Source organism: Streptomyces sp. Ag109_G2-15 (assembly GCF_900215565.1).
In the GTDB taxonomy this organism is placed as follows: domain Bacteria; phylum Actinomycetota; class Actinomycetes; order Streptomycetales; family Streptomycetaceae; genus Streptomyces; species Streptomyces diastatochromogenes.
Window position 1 is genome coordinate 2,562,539 of sequence record NZ_OCNI01000001.1, and the last position, 15,754, is coordinate 2,578,292.

The 15,754-nt window shown below is 72.5% G+C and carries 9 protein-coding genes; 2 read left to right on the plus strand and 7 right to left on the minus strand.

Going from position 1 to position 15,754, the window contains the following annotated elements; all coding sequences use genetic code 11:
* Nucleotides 1–5: 5 nt before the first annotated feature.
* Complete coding sequence (locus CRP49_RS11235; protein ID WP_097253243.1) at nucleotides 6–4,289, minus strand: NACHT and WD repeat domain-containing protein; 4,284 nt, start codon at nucleotides 4,287–4,289, stop codon at nucleotides 6–8.
* A 60-nt stretch (nucleotides 4,290–4,349) separates the two neighbouring features.
* Nucleotides 4,350–5,786, minus strand: a complete 1,437-nt coding sequence (locus tag CRP49_RS11240) for a triacylglycerol lipase (protein WP_097253244.1) — start codon at nucleotides 5,784–5,786, stop codon at nucleotides 4,350–4,352.
* Nucleotides 5,787–5,975: 189 nt separating this feature from the next.
* Between CRP49_RS11240 and CRP49_RS11245 the strand changes: the two genes are divergently transcribed.
* Together CRP49_RS11245 and CRP49_RS11250 are read left to right on the plus strand one after the other, a co-directional pair.
* Entirely contained in the window at nucleotides 5,976–6,704 is a 729-nt protein-coding gene (locus tag CRP49_RS11245) for a chaplin (RefSeq protein WP_097253245.1), read from the plus strand.
* Between the two features lie 185 nt (nucleotides 6,705–6,889).
* A complete protein-coding gene (locus CRP49_RS11250; RefSeq protein WP_143669978.1) occupies nucleotides 6,890–8,869 on the plus strand; it encodes a hypothetical protein in 1,980 nt (659 codons plus the stop codon).
* 18 nt (nucleotides 8,870–8,887) lie between these two features.
* On the opposite strand, the gene CRP49_RS11255 is transcribed toward CRP49_RS11250, so the two are convergent.
* From CRP49_RS11255 to kdpA, 5 genes are all read right to left on the minus strand, one after another.
* Nucleotides 8,888–10,438, minus strand: a complete 1,551-nt coding sequence (locus CRP49_RS11255) for a PH domain-containing protein (protein WP_097253247.1) — start codon at nucleotides 10,436–10,438, stop codon at nucleotides 8,888–8,890.
* 99 nt (nucleotides 10,439–10,537) lie between these two features.
* Nucleotides 10,538–11,221, minus strand: a complete 684-nt coding sequence (locus CRP49_RS11260) for a response regulator (protein WP_097253248.1) — start codon at nucleotides 11,219–11,221, stop codon at nucleotides 10,538–10,540.
* A 91-nt stretch (nucleotides 11,222–11,312) separates the two neighbouring features.
* Nucleotides 11,313–11,945, minus strand: coding sequence for a potassium-transporting ATPase subunit C (locus tag CRP49_RS11265; protein ID WP_179851583.1), 633 nt, complete (start codon nucleotides 11,943–11,945; stop codon nucleotides 11,313–11,315).
* Nucleotides 11,946–11,969: 24 nt separating this feature from the next.
* Nucleotides 11,970–14,093 (minus strand): potassium-transporting ATPase subunit KdpB, encoded by a 2,124-nt coding sequence (gene kdpB, locus CRP49_RS11270; RefSeq protein ID WP_097253250.1) that lies wholly within the window; start codon nucleotides 14,091–14,093, stop codon nucleotides 11,970–11,972.
* Entirely contained in the window at nucleotides 14,093–15,754 is a 1,662-nt protein-coding gene (kdpA, locus tag CRP49_RS11275) for a potassium-transporting ATPase subunit KdpA (RefSeq protein WP_097253251.1), read from the minus strand. Before kdpA ends, kdpB begins: the two co-directional genes overlap by 1 nt.

Below are 15,754 nucleotides of genomic sequence, written 5' to 3' on the forward strand. Positions count from 1 at the left end.
CATTCTCAGGCGACACCCGACGGCCTGTCAGCTCGTTCGCCCAACACGACTCGGCTCGCCCCCGCGTCCTCCCCGCCGGGTTCGCCGGCGCCTTCCCACGCGTTCGGGTCGAGGCCGAGGACGACGATCCCGTCCTGCGTCCCCACCGCGACCCCGCCCTCGCCCAGCGCGCTCAGGGCGTGGCAGCGCAGTCCCAGCCGTACGGTGTGCAGCAGCCGGGTGCCCGTGCGGTCCCACACCCGCAGCTCGCCCTCGCGGCTCACGGTGACCAGCGCCCGGTCCCCGGGCGTCGGGCCACGGACCACGGCCGGCGCGACCAGCCGACCCGTGTGCCCGGGGAACAGCGGGTTCCAGTGCCCGTCCGGACCGGCGGACCACCAGACGTGGTGGCCGCCTTCGCCGGTGACGGCCAGGGCGGTCGTCGAGCCGTACGGGATCGCGGTCAGCGCCGTGAACGGCCCGGGCAGCCCGGTGTCGGCGGACCCCAGCGGGGTGCCGGTGCGCGCGTCCCACCAGCACAGCGCGCCGGCCTCGGTGAGCCCGGCGAAGACCCGCTGCCCGTCGGCGAGCCGGAGCCCGGCCAGGAACGTCACCGGCCCGTCACCCGGCCCCGGTCCTGGCGGTACGGCCACCTCGATCCGCTCCCCCGGGTCGGCGACGCCGCCGATCCGGATGCTCCCGTCGGTGTGGGCCGTGGCCAGCAGCCAGCCGCCCTCGGCGTCCTCCAGGGACGCCATGGCGACGACGGGGCCGCCCGGGTCCGGCGCGGTGCGGCGGGCGCCGTCGGACGCGCCGAAGCGGGCGACACCGCCGTCGGCGTACGCCACGCACAGCAGGCCGCCGTCGGCCGGGTCGGCGGCCTCGGCCAGGGCGCGCACCGGTGACGGCGGTGCCGCCGGCTGCCCGGCCGCGCTCCTGCCGCGCGGGCCCCACAGGCGTACGGTCCCGTCCTGGCCCGCCGTCGCCAGCACCACCCCGTCCTCCGGATCCGTGTACGCCGTCACCGCGTGCACCGGACCCTCATGCCCCGTCAACCGGCCCAACTCCCGCCCGCCGCGCGGATCCCACAGCCGTACCGTCCCGTCCTGGCCCGCCGTCGCCAGCACCACCCCGTCCTCCGGATCCGTGTACGCCGTCACCGCGTGCACCGGACCCTCATGCCCCGTCAACCGGCCCAACTCCCGCTGGTCCTTGTCCTTGTTCCGCGGGTCCCACAGCCGTACGGTCCCGTCCTGGCCCGCCGTCGCCAGCACCACTCCGTCTTCCGGATCGGTGAACGTCGTCACCGCGTTCACGCCGGTGTCGTGGGCCCGCCACTCGTTCTCGGGGCGGCTGCGGTCCGCCCGCCACACCAGGACCCAGCCCTTGCCGTCGGCCGTGACGAGACGCTCGCGATCCGGGCCGGAGCCGGGCCGCGGGTAGACGGTCATGCCGTGCACCGCGCCATGGTGACCGGTCCGGTGGGGCCGGTCCTCCCGGCCCGCGGCCGGGTCGAACAGCCAGAGCCGGCCCTGGAGGTCGCCGATCGCCAGCTTTCCCGCGAACGGCGCCATGGCGCGTACGGCGTCCCCGAGCAGCGAGTACGCCGTGTTCGCCGGTCGTCCGGTCAGCACGTCCCAGAGCCGCAGCGTCCGGTCGACCCCGGCGGCGGCGAGCCTGTCCCGGCCGCTCGGTCCGCGCAGCGGGGCGAGCACCCACTGGGCCCCGTCCTGGGGCCCGCCGCGCAGCGCGGGCGCCGTTTCCAGGCCGGTGCTCAGGTCCCAGGCCCGCACCACCCCGGCGTCCCCGGCGCCGACCAGCAGCTGCCGCCCGTCCGTGCGCCGGGCGAACACCCGCAGGGACCGCATCGGAACGTGCAGATCGGCGAGGGTCACATGCGGGGCGTGCGGCTGCAGCGCGGCCCACCGTACGGTCCAGGGCGCGAGGGGACCGTCGTAACCCTCGGCGGGCGGGGCCGGGGCGGCGCCCGTGGTCCGCCAGGTGCCGAGTTCGCGCAGTCCCCTGCGGTCGCCCGGGTCCGCGGTCACGGCCAGGTGCAGCAGGGCGAGCGCCCCGGTGACGGCCGGGGGCAGCGCACCGAGCCCGGCGCCGGACCGCAGCGCGGCGCCGGCCAGCGCCGCCGGGTCGAGATGGTCGAGCACCCCGGGGTGGTCGGCCAGCACCCGCCATCCCCTGGGGCCCGCCTCGGCGGCGTGCGCGGCGAGATGGCGCAGCAGGTAGGGGTGCGGCCGGGGCAGGGCCGTCATGCCCTCGTCCTTCGTCGCGGCGAGCCGGGCCAGGGCGGTGACGACACCGAGCCGGTCGTCGCGCGTCCGGGCGGTGTCTTGGGTGACGTCCCCGTCCTGCGTGTCGTCGCCGAGGAGGAAGTCGCGGAAGGTGCGGTGGGCCAGGCGGTAGACGGCCTGCCCGTCCTCGGCGTCCAGCATGATGTACGGCGCCGCCGCCTGCGACACGGCTTCCAGGAGCCCGGCGTCGACGGGGGTGTCGCTCAGCGCCGAGGCGACGGTGGCCCAGATCCGCTCGGCCCAGGGGAGCCCGTGGCCCTGCGCGAAGGCCAGCGCGCGCAGCACCGCCGTACTGCCCGGCAGCGCGACCTGCAGGCGCCGGACGACGGCGGCGAACAGCCGGCGGTGGTCCTTGCCGAGCAGGTCGGCCAGGTCCGCCCGTCTGCTGTCCAGCAGCAACGACGGGTCGGCGATGATCTCGTGCACGGCCAGCGTGGCGTAGAGGAAGTCGCGCTCCGCGCCCGGCTGCTGCGGTGTGCAGACGAGGACGGAGACGCGCTGCACGGCCGCTTCGAGGTCGATGTCCAGGTGCTGGAACGCGGCGCGTTCGGCGCGCAGGACCTCGTGCACGTAGACGGCGAGATCCTGCGGATCCGGGCGCAGGCGCAGGGTGTTCGCCTCGACGCACCCCAGGCCGTCGAGCAGGTCCTCGGTCACGGCACGCGGTACGTCGAGGCTGTCCGCGGACGACGGCCGGGTGCCGACCACCACCCGTACGTCGGGCAGCGCGCCGAGCCGGCGCAGCAGGTCCGCGAGCCGGTTCGGGTCGGCGGACGCGTCCAGCCCGTCGGCGAACAGGGTCCTGCGCCGGCCGTCGGGGCGGACGGCGTCCAGGAGGGCGCGTATGCGTTCGTCGTCGCCCGAGGTGTCGGGCGGGGCCGGTACGGCGAACACCCGGGCCAGCTGGCCGACGACCTGCCGGACCGAGGCGCCGGTGAGGTTCAGGAAGGTGTCCGCCCGGGGACGCGGGACGTCCTCGGGCCACGGCTCGTGCCGGGGTGCCTCGCCGGCCGCGGGCGGCTCCGCGGACCGGTCGGTCCGTAACAGGATGTGGCCCAGCAGCGCGGACTTGCCGCAGCCGGGCGGTCCGGTGACCGCCAGCAGGCCGTGGTCGGCGGTCGCCAGCCAGCCGGCGATCCGGCCGCGCTCCTCGGTCCGGCCGACGAAGAACCACGACAGCTCGCCGGTGGGGGCGTCCGCCCCGACCGGAGTGCGCGGCTTGGGCAGCACGGCCCCGGCCGGCTCCGGGGACGGCAGCGGCTCCCCGCGCGGCCGGGCGTAGTCCTCCAGCGTCATGATCACGGGCCGGCCCGCCGGGTGCCGGCGGACCACCTGCTCGTCTCCTTCGAGCAGGCACAGCACCCGGCCCGGCGACAGCAGGTCCTGGATGCGCTGCGCCAGGTCCCGAAGCCGGATGTGGCTGTAGTTGTCGGAGAACTCGGCCAGCACCCGGGTGAGCACCTCGCGGAAGGAGGCCACGTACCCGCTGCCCTGGTCCGCGCCCGAGCCGATGAGCAGCAGACGGACGGCGGCGCGCTGCCGCAGGACGTAGGCCAGCAGCTCCTCGACGAACCGGGCGGCACCGCAGGCCTCGACGACCACGACCGCCCAGCGGTCCGCGAGTGCCCGGTGCCGGAAGTTGCGTACGAGGTGTCTGCCCAGATCCTCGGGCGTGAGGGCGTCGTCCTCGCCGTCGGTGCCCGCGCCGCGCACGGCGAGCAGGGCGTCGTCCTCGTTCGACTCGCCGTGCCCGAACCACAGCAGCATGGAGTTGCGCGGCGGGCTCGCCGCGGACCACTCCCGCAGCCGGACCTGGGTGGCGGCCAGGGTGCGCTCCTCGCCCTTCCAGACCCGGTGCTCGCCGCCCCACTCGCCGAGCAGCCCGGCGACGCCGCCCGCCTCGGCCACGACCTCGTGGACCTCGGCGAACCGGTCGGTGTCGACGTAACTGTCCATCGCCACCGTGACGACGGCGAAGCCCTCGTCCTGTCCGTCCCCGTCCATACAGCCCCAGCCCCCGTGCCTGTGCCCGTGCCTCGTACCGTCTGCGCGTCCCCGGGCCGGTCAGGCCACCATGACCAACCGGGTCACCGGGTCGTTGCCGCCGCCCACCTTCACGCGGTACAGCCCGGGCCGGTCGAGCAGGACGCGGGCGCCGAGCACACCGTCCGCACCGGGTACGGGCATCAGCATGGGCCTGCGGACCGGGCCCTGGAGTGTCTCGGCACCGGCGTCCTCCACCAGGCAGCTGACCCGGGCCGGGTCCTGCCCGGTGCGCACCACGACCTCGAACTCGGTGCCCACCGCGACCCGGTCCGGCAGGTCGAGGCCCACATCGGTGCCGCCGAGCCGGGCGCCGCGCCGGTCTCCGGTGAGCAGCCCCCGGGCGAAGTCGACGACCGAGCCGGTGACCGCGAGCGCGGCGTGCTGCTGGGCCACGGCGTACGTGTCCACGTCGCCGTGCGTGGTCGAGTAGCGGTAGACGGTGCCGTCGCCGCCGTGGTCGTACTCGACCAGCCGGCCGATCTCGTCGCGCAGGAGTTCGCCGTCGTCGTGACGGTCGTAGCCGACGTGCCGGGCCTCGACCACCCCGGCGCGGATGCGCAGCGACTGCGTGGTGGGCTGGGCCGTGCCCTCCACGATCCGGTGGCCCGGCAGCACGGCCTTGTCCAGCCGGGCGTGCAACTCGAAGGCGTCGCGGGCCAGTTCGCGGTCCCCGCCGATGCTCTCCACGTCGGACGGGGTGAGCGCCACGACGTCGTCCCCGGTGTCCAGGCAGCGGTAGCTGGGGAGCAGGTCGTGCACGCCGGGGAGGGTACGGGCCAGGCGGCTGAGGTTCTTCGCGGGCAGTCCCAGCATGCCGCGGCCGCTGTTCAGGATCTCCGTGGCCTTGACGGCGCCGTGGAAGGGCGTGCCCACGGTGAGGACGGCGCGCACCTCGTCGACGGCGCCGGGGATCAGCGCGAGGGCCGCGGTCACCAGGCCGCCCATGGAGTGCGCGACGAGGACGATCCGCGCGGGCCGCTGGTCGGGGGCGCGGTCGCGGGCCGCCACGCAGTCGGGGTGGGCACGCCAGGCGGTGAGATGCCGGTCGACCGCGTCGGCCAGCAACCGGGCGTTGTGCTCGACGGGCAGACGCCAGTCGTAGCCGAACTCGGCGACCGCGTCGGGATGGGCGACCTTGCGCAGGCTCTTCACCAGTGGCGTGTACGGCTCGAACCCGTCGGTCAACGGCATCCAGGCGGGCGTGCGCAGCAGCCGGCCGGGCACCACCCGGCCGAGGCGGCCCGCGCGCTCGTCCTCGGTCAGCGCGAGCGCGTCCATGCCCTTGTCGAGGTCCCAACGGGCGGCGTACTCGGCCACCTTGGGCATGCCCCAGAGCATGCGCCCCGTGGCGGCCTCGTATAACTCCGTGCCCATGATCCCGGGCACGACCAGGACGGCGTCATGCGTCGCCGCCGGCCGGACCGGAGGCCTGTCCCGGGGAATCGTCGGAAACATGAAGCAAAGCTACTAGAGGAACGTACGAGGAGATGCCGACTTGGCGGCACATTCTGTTCGGGCCTGCCACGTGCATGTTGTGCGGTTCATCGGTGCGAAAGGCTGATTCGTCATAACCCGGACGGGTACACCACCGTTTCTTCCTGTGCGGGCGAGCGCCCGCGACCATGTATGGAAGGCAGGGAACCTATGAAGCGGGTTACCCGAAACAGCGTGATCGCTGTCGTCGCCGCCTCGGGTGCGATGGCCATGGCAGCGTCGGCGCAGGCGGACTCCACGGCGAACGGCTCCGCGGCCGGTTCGGCCGGTGTGATCTCCGGCAACAACGTCCAGCTCCCCGTGCACCTCCCGGTGAACGTCTGCGGGAACACCGTGAACGTGGTGGGGCTGCTGAACCCCGCCATGGGCAACACCTGTGCCAACGCGGGCGGCGGAGCCGGCAAGTCCGGCGAGGCCACGGCCGTGGGCGAGGCCAAGGACTCCCCGGGCGTCATCAGCGGCAACGGCGTTCAGCTGCCCGTGCATCTGCCGGTGAACGCCAGCGGCAACACGGTGAACGCGGGCGGTGTCCTCAACCCGGTGTTCGGCAACACGTCCGTGAACGCCGGCTCCTCCGTCCATGCCGAGCAGCCCACTCCGCCCAAGACGGAGCAGCCCAAGCCGCCGGTCAAGAACCAGCCGCCGGTCAAGACCGTGCCTCCGGTGCAGAAGCCGCCCACCCCGGCGACCCACCCGCAGCCGCGGCCGGGTCGCACCGTCACCCTGCACGCGGGCATGACCCCGCTCGCGCACCACAGCACGATCCCGCTCGCGCACACCGGCACGGACGGCATGCTGCCCGCCGCCGCCCTGAGCGCGGCTCTGCTGCTCGGCGGAACCGTTCTCCACCGGCGGTTCCGCGCCACGGCAGCACGCTGACCCCGATACCCGAGGCGTCCGCGTCCCGGCAATGACGCCCGTGTGCGCATTGCCGGGTAGCAGTATCCGGAAATCTTGATCCACTCGAGACTGCCGGGATCAGGCAATGTCAAGCATGGCCGGATACCGTCATTCTCCAGCCGGCGCCGGGCACGGCGCCGTCGTCCAGGGGATCAGGAGTCGTAGTGGCATCGAAGATACGGAGACCGGGAGCCGCCGCCGTGGCGCTCGCGGCAGCAGCGGCGGCCGCGGTCGTCTGGGGCCCCGCCCTGCCCGCCGCCGCTTCCGGGTACTCGGCCTCGGCGGGCCCGTGGGGCACCGCGGTCGGCCTGACCGGCTCCGACGGCCAGCAGAGCCTGATCGACGTCAAGGTGGCCGGTGACGGCACCGCTTTCGCGCTGTGGCGCGACAAGCAGGCCGGGGCCGACAGCTGGGAGATCCAGGCCGCTGTCCGGCCCGCCGGAAGCGGGACGTGGAGCGCCCCCAAGGCGCTGGTCACGAACCGGGCCGCGAGCGCCGACGCCGTGCTGGCGGTGACCGCCGACGGCGGCGCCGTGGTGACCTGGCTGACCGGCAGCGGCGCCGACGGCTCGGTGGCCGCCCGCTTCAGCACCTGGGACGCGGGGACGGGCAGCTGGTCGGACCCGGGCACGCTCGCGGCCTACGACGGCCTGTACATGTCCACGCCCCGGCTCGCCGCGGCGGCCGACGGCACCGTCACCGCCGTATGGAACCAGGGCGACGGCTCCCTCAACTACGAGGTGATGACCGCCACCCTCGCCCCCGGCGGGTCGGCCTGGTCCGCGGCCGAGCCGCTGGGCTCCGTCTCCGGTGGCTCCGTCTGGGACCTCGACCTCGCGGTGGCTCCCGACGGAACGGCCACCACGGTGTGGGAGTTCCGCAACAGCTTCGAAGACGGCAAGAACGTCGTCTCCACCGTCACCCGCTCCTCGGCCGGCGGCGACTGGAGCAGCCCCGCGGTCCTGCCCGGCACCACCGGCACGTCGAGCGGCGTGCAGGTATCGATGGACGCCCACGACCGCACCACCGTGCTGTGGCACGACGGCAGCTCCACCACGAACAAGACCGATCTGAAGTCCGCGACCCGGACGTCGCCCACGGGGGACTGGGGCTCCGCGCAGACCGCGGTCGGCTCGATCGACGACCGCGACGACAGCGGCCCGCTGGCTGCCCCCAACGGCGACGTGACGTACGTGTGGGCGGGCTGGAGCACCAGCGCCGGCACCCCCGTCGTGCAGGCCAGCACCCGCAGCGCGGCCACCGGCACCTGGTCCGCGCCGAAGACGCTGTCCACCGGGTACGTCAACTGGCAGGTGTCCGCCGCCATCGGCGCCGACGGCACCGTCCAGGTGGTGTGGCCGCAGACGCCCTCCATCGACAACGGCGACGACCACTACCTGGAGTGGGCGGTCCGGGCCGACGGCACGTGGAGCAAGGCGACGGCCCTCAACGGCGAGCCGGTCGCCGACGTCCCCGACGAGGACGCGCTCACGGGCGGCGTCGCCGCCGGGCCCGACGGCCGGGCCACGCTGGTGTGGCGCAAGGCGGTGGACGTGTCCCCCGGCAGCTACACCTCCCAGCTGTTCGCCCAGTCCCAGACGCTGCTGACCAAGCCGGAGATCACCTCCAAGGCCGCCGTGACCGGGACCGCCCGCACCGGCTCCAAGGTCACCTGCAACGCGGCCTGGACGGGTTACCACACGACGGCCGCCTGGTCCTGGCTGCGCGACGGCAAGACGATCTCGGGCGCCACCGGCAAGACCCGCACCCTGACCTCCGACGACTACACCCACAAGGTGTCCTGCCGGATCACGGTCAGCAACGGTGCCGGCTCCACGCGCTCCACCTCACCGGCCCTCACGGTCGCCGTCGGCCCCGCCCTGAAGGTCACCAAGGCCCCGGCCGTCACCGGCACCGCGAAGGTCGGCGCCAAGCTGACGGCGGCCCACGGGACCTGGTCTCCGGCCGCCACCTCCTACACGTACTCCTGGAAGCGCAACGGCCACACCATCACCGGCGCCACCAAGTCCACCTACGTGCCGGTGAAGGCCGACCGGGGCCAGAAGATCACGGTCAAGGTCACCGCCCACCGCTACGGCTGGACCAACGGGTCGGCCACGACGGCGTCCGTGACCGTGCGCTGAGCGGCTCTCGCACCGTGGTCAGGTCCTGGCCGACCCCAGCGCGCGCACGATGCGCGTCAGGTCGGCCGGGGCCGCGGCCAGCCGGATCGGGGTGCCGGCGTCGTCGAGTTCGGCGATGTGCCAGCCTCGGGGGACGGTGTCGCCGTCGCTGCCCCGGGCCCGTCGTACGTTCGTGACGGTGAGCCGCTCGACCGGGATGCGCTTCGCCGCGAAGCGGCCCGGGCCGGGGGTCACCGCGGGGGCGCCGTCCCCGAGGGCGATGTGGGTGCCGAAGCCGTGCGGGTTGAAGTCGGTGGGCTCCAGGAACCGGGCGGACAGGAACACCTCGCCCTGCTCGGGCTGTTCGGCCGCTTCGCCGGCCTCGGCCTCCTCCGGCCGTCCGGCCGCATCCGCTTCCTCGGGCGTACGGACGCGGGTCGCGCGCCAGGCCCCCATCAGCAGGGCCAGGGTGAGCAGCGAGCCCGCGGTCGCCCAGGTGATCTGCGCGGGCGAGGAGAGCGGGGCGGTGGGACGGAGGTAGCAGAGGGGCAGCAGCCACAGGGCGGTGCCCGCCAGCGCGCCCGCGAACGGCAGGGCCGAGGGCAGGACTTCGTCGTCGGGCAGCCGGCGTCCCCGCAGGCGCACCAGCACCTTCGCCGCCGGGTATCCCGCGGCCAGGGCCAGCAGCGCCGCTACGACGGCCAGGGAGCGGGCGGTGGTGATGTGCTCGTGCCAGCTGTGTCCCGCCCCGGTCACCTTCATCACCTGCCCGCGCCAGACGGTCAGTTCCACGTGGTCGCCGGACCGGAAGTCCCGGGCGGCCTCGGGTGAGACCTCGAGCCGGTGCAGTGGCCGGCTGTCCGTGAAGTACAGCCAGCTGCGCTGCTTGGGCCGGTTGGCGTCGGTGCGCGCGATCACCGCCCAGGCGGTGGTCAGGCAGTCGTCGCGCCCGGCGGCGGGCGTCTCGGCCGTGCAGGGCCTGGCGCTGCGCCAGGCCTGCTCGTCCGACGCGGCGTTCGGGACGAACCACGCGGCCACGCCCGCGGACACGAGCAGCAGCGCACAGAGGGCGAGCGACCCCGCCCAGCCGCCGCCCGCGGTGCGGTGCGAGATGACCGGGAGGTCGCTCGACTCCGGGCTTCCGTGCCGGCGGTGCAGTGCGCGGAACGCGTCCAGCTTCGCGTCGAAGTCCGGGTCGTCCGGCGACCAGCTCCTCGGCAGGGGCAGGCGCAGCCGGTGTCCGCCCCGCAGGGCCAGGCCTACCCGGCGGCTCTCATGGGCGCGGGACGTGTGCGCGTACGTCAGGAGGACGCGCACGTCGGCGATGTCACCCCACGCCACGCTCCGGCGGCGCAGCAGGGTCCGGGCGTGCACGCCGTACGCGTCGGCGCTCACCCGGGTGGTGACGTGGTGGAGCGAGACGACGCCCGCCAGGGCGAGGGACAGGCCGACGGCCGTCCATACGTCCGGCACGCCCCGGTCGGCCAGGCGGACGGCCGCCAGGCCCGCGCCGGCCGCACCGAGCACGACGAGGAACCACAGAGGGCGCTCGTGAAGAGGACGGCAGGTTGCTTCCGGGGCGTTCGTCATGTGCACAGCTTCCGTCCGTGTGCGCTGCCGGATCTTGTGCGGATCCCGGCAGTGTCGGGACGGCCGACCCTGCCGTGTTGCAGCGTGCGGCCGACCGCCTCACCCTTCGAAGCGGTATCCCATGCCGGGCTCGGTGATGAGGTAACGGGGGCTCGATGGGTCGGTCTCGAGTTTGCGGCGCAACTGGGCCATGTAGACCCGCAGATAGTTGGTCTTGTTGCTCCGGGAGACGCCCCAGACCTCCTGCAGCAGCTGCTTCTGGGTGATCAGGCGGCCCGGGTGGGTGACCAGGATCTCCAGCAGCTGCCATTCGGTCGGCGTGAGGCGTACGTCGCGGCCGTCCCGTACGACCTTCTTCGCGAGCAGGTCGATGGTGAACCCGTCCGTCCGGACCAGCGTGGTCTCCGGGACGAGCGGCAGGTCCTCGGTGCGGCGGACGGCGGCCCGCAGCCGGGCCAGGAGTTCGTCCATGCTGAACGGCTTGGTGATGTAGTCGTCGGCGCCGGCGTCGAGGGCGGCGACCTTCTCGTCGGACGCCTGGCGGGCGGACAGGACCAGGATCGGTACCCGGGTCCAGCCGCGCACGGCCTTGATGACGTCGACGCCGTCCATGTCGGGCAGCCCCAGGTCGAGCAACACCACGTCCGGCCGGCGGGCCGCCGCCAGCCGGAGCGCGGTGGCGCCGTCGGGGGCCGCGTCGACGCCGTACCGGCGGGCCTGCAGGTTGAGCACGAGGGCCCGTACGAGCTGCGGGTCGTCCTCCACCACGAGCACCCGGGTCATGGGTGTACGCCTCTCCTGTCATGGCCGCGGGAGCCGGCGGTGCCGGGATGTCTCCCGGGCCGCCGGCTCCCGTGCGGGTCGCGTGAGGCCGTCACTGCTCGGCCGCGAGGTCCTTGAGCGCGATGTTGAGTTCGAGGACGTTGAGCTGCGGTTCGCCGATGAAGCCCAGGGTGCGGCCCTCGGTGTGGTCCTTGACCAGCTTCTCGACCGCGGCGACGGACAGGCCGTTCCTCGCGGCGACCCGGTGCACCTGGAGTTCGGCGTACTGCGGGGAGATCGCCGGGTCCAGGCCGGAGCCGGAGGAGGTGACGGCGTCGGCGGGGACGTCCGAGGGGTTGACGGCGTAGCCGGGCACCGAGTTGTCCTTGACCACCTTGGCCTTGGCGTCCTCGACCTGTTTGAGCAGGACCTTGCTGTCGGCGGACAGGTTGGTCGCGCCGGAGAGGATCAGCTTGTACTGGGTGTTGACCGAGTTCACACCCAGTCCGGCCGCCGGGCGGGGCTGGAAGTACTTGAGGCCGTACCCCTGTTGACCGATCAGGGACGAGCCGACGACCCTGCCGTCCGCCTTGATCTCGGAGCCGTTCGCCTTGTTGGCGAAGAACGCCTGCGCCACACCTGTGACGGCGAGCGGATAGATGACGCCTGTGAGCACGGTCAACACGAGCAGCGCCCGCAGGCCCGCCCCCAGCAACCGGGCGGTGTTCGTAACGGAGTTGTTCATGGCGATCAGCACGCTTTCAAAAAATTACAGCCCGGGGATGAGGGAGATGATCACGTCGATGATCTTGATGCCGACGAAGGGCGCGATCAGGCCGCCGATGCCGTAGATCCCGAGGTTGCGCCGCAGCATCTTGTCCGCGCTCACCGGCCGGTACTGCACGCCCTTCAGGGACAGCGGCACCAGCGCGACGATGATCAGCGCGTTGAAGACGACGGCCGACAGGATCGCGGAGTTCGGCGAGGACAGCTGCATGATGTTCAGCTTGTCCAGGCCCGGGTAGACCGCCGCGAACAGCGCCGGGATGATCGCGAAGTACTTCGCGACGTCGTTGGCGATGGAGAACGTGGTCAACGCGCCCCGGGTGATCAGCAGCTGCTTGCCGATCTCGACGATCTCGATCAGCTTGGTCGGGTTGGAGTCGAGGTCGACCATGTTGCCGGCCTCCTTGGCGGCCGACGTACCGGTGTTCATCGCCACGCCGACGTCCGCCTGCGCGAGCGCCGGGGCGTCGTTCGTACCGTCACCGGTCATCGCGACCAGCTTGCCGCCGGCCTGCTCCCGCTTGATGAGGGCCATCTTGTCCTCGGGAGTGGCCTCCGCGAGGAAGTCGTCGACGCCCGCCTCCTCGGCGATCGCCTTGGCGGTCAGCGGGTTGTCACCCGTGATCATGACCGTCTTGATGCCCATGCGGCGCAGTTCCTCGAACCGCTCCCGCATGCCCTCCTTGACGACGTCCTTGAGGTGGATGACGCCCAGGACGCGGGCGCCCCGCTCGTCCTCGACGGCCACCAGCAGCGGGGTCCCGCCGGCCTCGGAGATCCGGTTGGCGATGGCGTCGGCGTCCTCGGCGACCGTGCCGCCCCGCTCCTGAACCCAGGCGATGACCGAGGCGGTGGCGCCCTTGCGGACCAGGCGGCCGTCGACGTCCACACCCGACATACGGGTCTGGGCGGTGAAGGCGATCCACTCGGCCTGCGCCAACTCGCCCTGGTGGCGCTCGCGCAGCCCGTACTTCTCCTTCGCCAGGACGACGATGGAGCGGCCCTCGGGCGTCTCGTCGGCCAGCGAGGAGAGCTGGGCCGCGTCCGCGACCTCCGCCTCCGTGGTGCCCTTCACCGGCACGAACTCGGCGGCCTGGCGGTTGCCGAGGGTGATCGTGCCGGTCTTGTCGAGCAGCAGGGTGGAGACGTCACCGGCGGCCTCGACCGCACGACCCGACATCGCGAGCACGTTGCGCTGCACCAGGCGGTCCATGCCCGCGATGCCGATCGCGGAGAGCAGGGCGCCGATGGTGGTCGGGATCAGGCAGACCAGCAGGGCGACCAGTACGACCATCGTCAGGTGCGTGCCCGCGTAGTCGGCGAAAGGCGGCAGGGTGGCCACCGCGAGCAGGAAGACGATCGTCAGCGAGGCGAGCAGGATGTTCAGCGCGATCTCGTTCGGCGTCTTCTGACGCGCGGCGCCCTCGACCAGGTTGATCATCCGGTCGATGAAGGTCTCACCGGGCTTCGTCGTGATCTTGACGACGATCCGGTCGGACAGCACCTTCGTACCGCCGGTCACGGCCGAGCGGTCACCGCCGGACTCACGGATGACCGGAGCCGACTCACCGGTGATCGCGGACTCGTCGACCGAGGCGACACCCTCGATGACGTCACCGTCACCGGGGATGATGTCGCCGGCCTCGCAGACGACCAGGTCGCCGATCCTCAACTCGGTGCCCGGGACGCGCTCTTCCGCGGAGCCGTCGAGCCGGCGCGCGACCGTGTCGGTCTTGGCCTTGCGCAGGGTGTCGGCCTGCGCCTTGCCACGGCCCTCGGCGACCGCCTCCGCGAGGTTGGCGAAGATCACGGTCAGCCACAGCCAGGCGCTGATGGTCCAGCCGAACCAGTCGCCCGGGTCCTTGAAGGAGAACACCGTGGTGAGCACCGAGCCGATCCACACCACGAACATCACGGGGGACTTCACCATCACCCGCGGGTCGAGCTTGCGGAACGCGTCCGGCAACGACTTGACCAGAGCCTTGGGATCGAACAGGCCCGCGCCGACACGGCTTTCGGCGGGCTTGTGCCCGGTGGGGGCGTCCTGGTGGGGCGCGAGAGTGGGAGTGGACATCGAGTCCTCGTGCTTCTGTACGTCGGTGCTCATCACGCCAGTCCTTCCGCGAGCGGCCCCAGGGCGAGGGCCGGGAAGTACGTGAGACCGGTGATGATCAGGATCGCGCCCACCAGCAGGCCGGTGAACAGCGGCTTCTCGGTGCGCAGGGTGCCCGCGGTGACCGGGACGGGCTTCTGCTCGGCGAGCGAGCCGGCCAGCGCCAGTACGAACACCATCGGCAGGAAGCGGCCGAAGAGCATCGCGAGTCCGGTCATCGTGTTGTACCAGTCGGTGTTCGCGTTCAGGCCGGCGAAGGCCGAGCCGTTGTTGTTCGACGCCGAGGTGAAGGCGTACAGCACCTCGGAGAAGCCGTGCGCGCCCGGGTTGAGCATCGAGTGCGGCGGGGTCGGCAGCGCCATGGAGGCCGCGCTGAAGACGAGCACCAGCGCCGGGGTGACCAGGATGTAGGCGGCGGCCAGCTTCATCTCGCGGGCGCCGATCTTCTTGCCCAGGTACTCGGGCGTACGGCCGACCATCAGACCGGCGATGAACACCGCGATGACCGCCATGACCAGCATGCCGTAGAGGCCGGAGCCGGTACCGCCGGGCGCGATCTCGCCCAGCATCATGCCGAGCATGGTGATGCCGCCGCCCAGCCCGGTGAAGGAGGAGTGGAAGGAGTCCACCGCACCGGTCGACGTCAACGTCGTGGACACCGCGAAGATCGACGAGCCGCCGATCCCGAAGCGGACCTCCTTGCCCTCCATCGCCCCGCCGGCCGCCTGCAGCGCCGGGCCGTGGTGGGCGAACTCGGTCCACATCATCAGGGCGACGAAGCCCAGCCAGATGGTGAACATCGTGGCGAGGATGGCGTAGCCCTGCTTCACCGAGCCGACCATCAGGCCGAAGGTGCGGGTCAGCGAGAACGGGATCACCAGGATCAGGAAGATCTCGAAGAGGTTGGTGAACGGCGTCGGGTTCTCGAAGGGGTGGGCGGAGTTGGCGTTGAAGTAGCCGCCGCCGTTGGTGCCCAGCTCCTTGATGGCCTCCTGGGAGGCGACCGCGCCACCGTTCCACTGCTGCGACCCACCCACGAACTGACCGACCTCATGGATCCCGGAGAAGTTCTGGATCGCACCACAGGCGACGAGGATCACCGCGGCGATGACCGCACCCGGCACCAGGATCCGCAGCGTGCCACGCACCAGGTCGGACCAGAAGTTGCCCAGCTCACCGGTGCGCGAGCGCGCGAACCCGCGCACGAGGGCCACGGCGACGGCGATACCGACGGCCGCGGAGACGAAGTTCTGCACGGCGAGCCCGGCCGTCTGCACGACGTGGCCCATGGTCTGCTCGCCGTAGTACGACTGCCAGTTGGTGTTGGTCACGAAGGACACGGCCGTGTTGAACGACTGCGCCGGGTTGACCGAGGAGAAGCCGAGCGAGCCGGGCAGGATGCCCTGGAGCCGCTGCAGCAGGTAGAGGAAGAGGACGCTTACGGCCGAGAAGGCGAGGACACCGCGCAGGTACGCGGGCCAGGTCATCTCGGCGTCGGGGTTGGCGCCGATGGCCTTGTAGATCCACTTCTCGACACGCAGGTGCCTGTCGGAGGAGTAGACCCGGGCCATGTAGCCGCCAACGGGGACGTAGACGAGCGCCAGCGCGCCTATGAGCGCGAGGAGCTGGAGCACGCCGGCCAGTACGGGACCCAT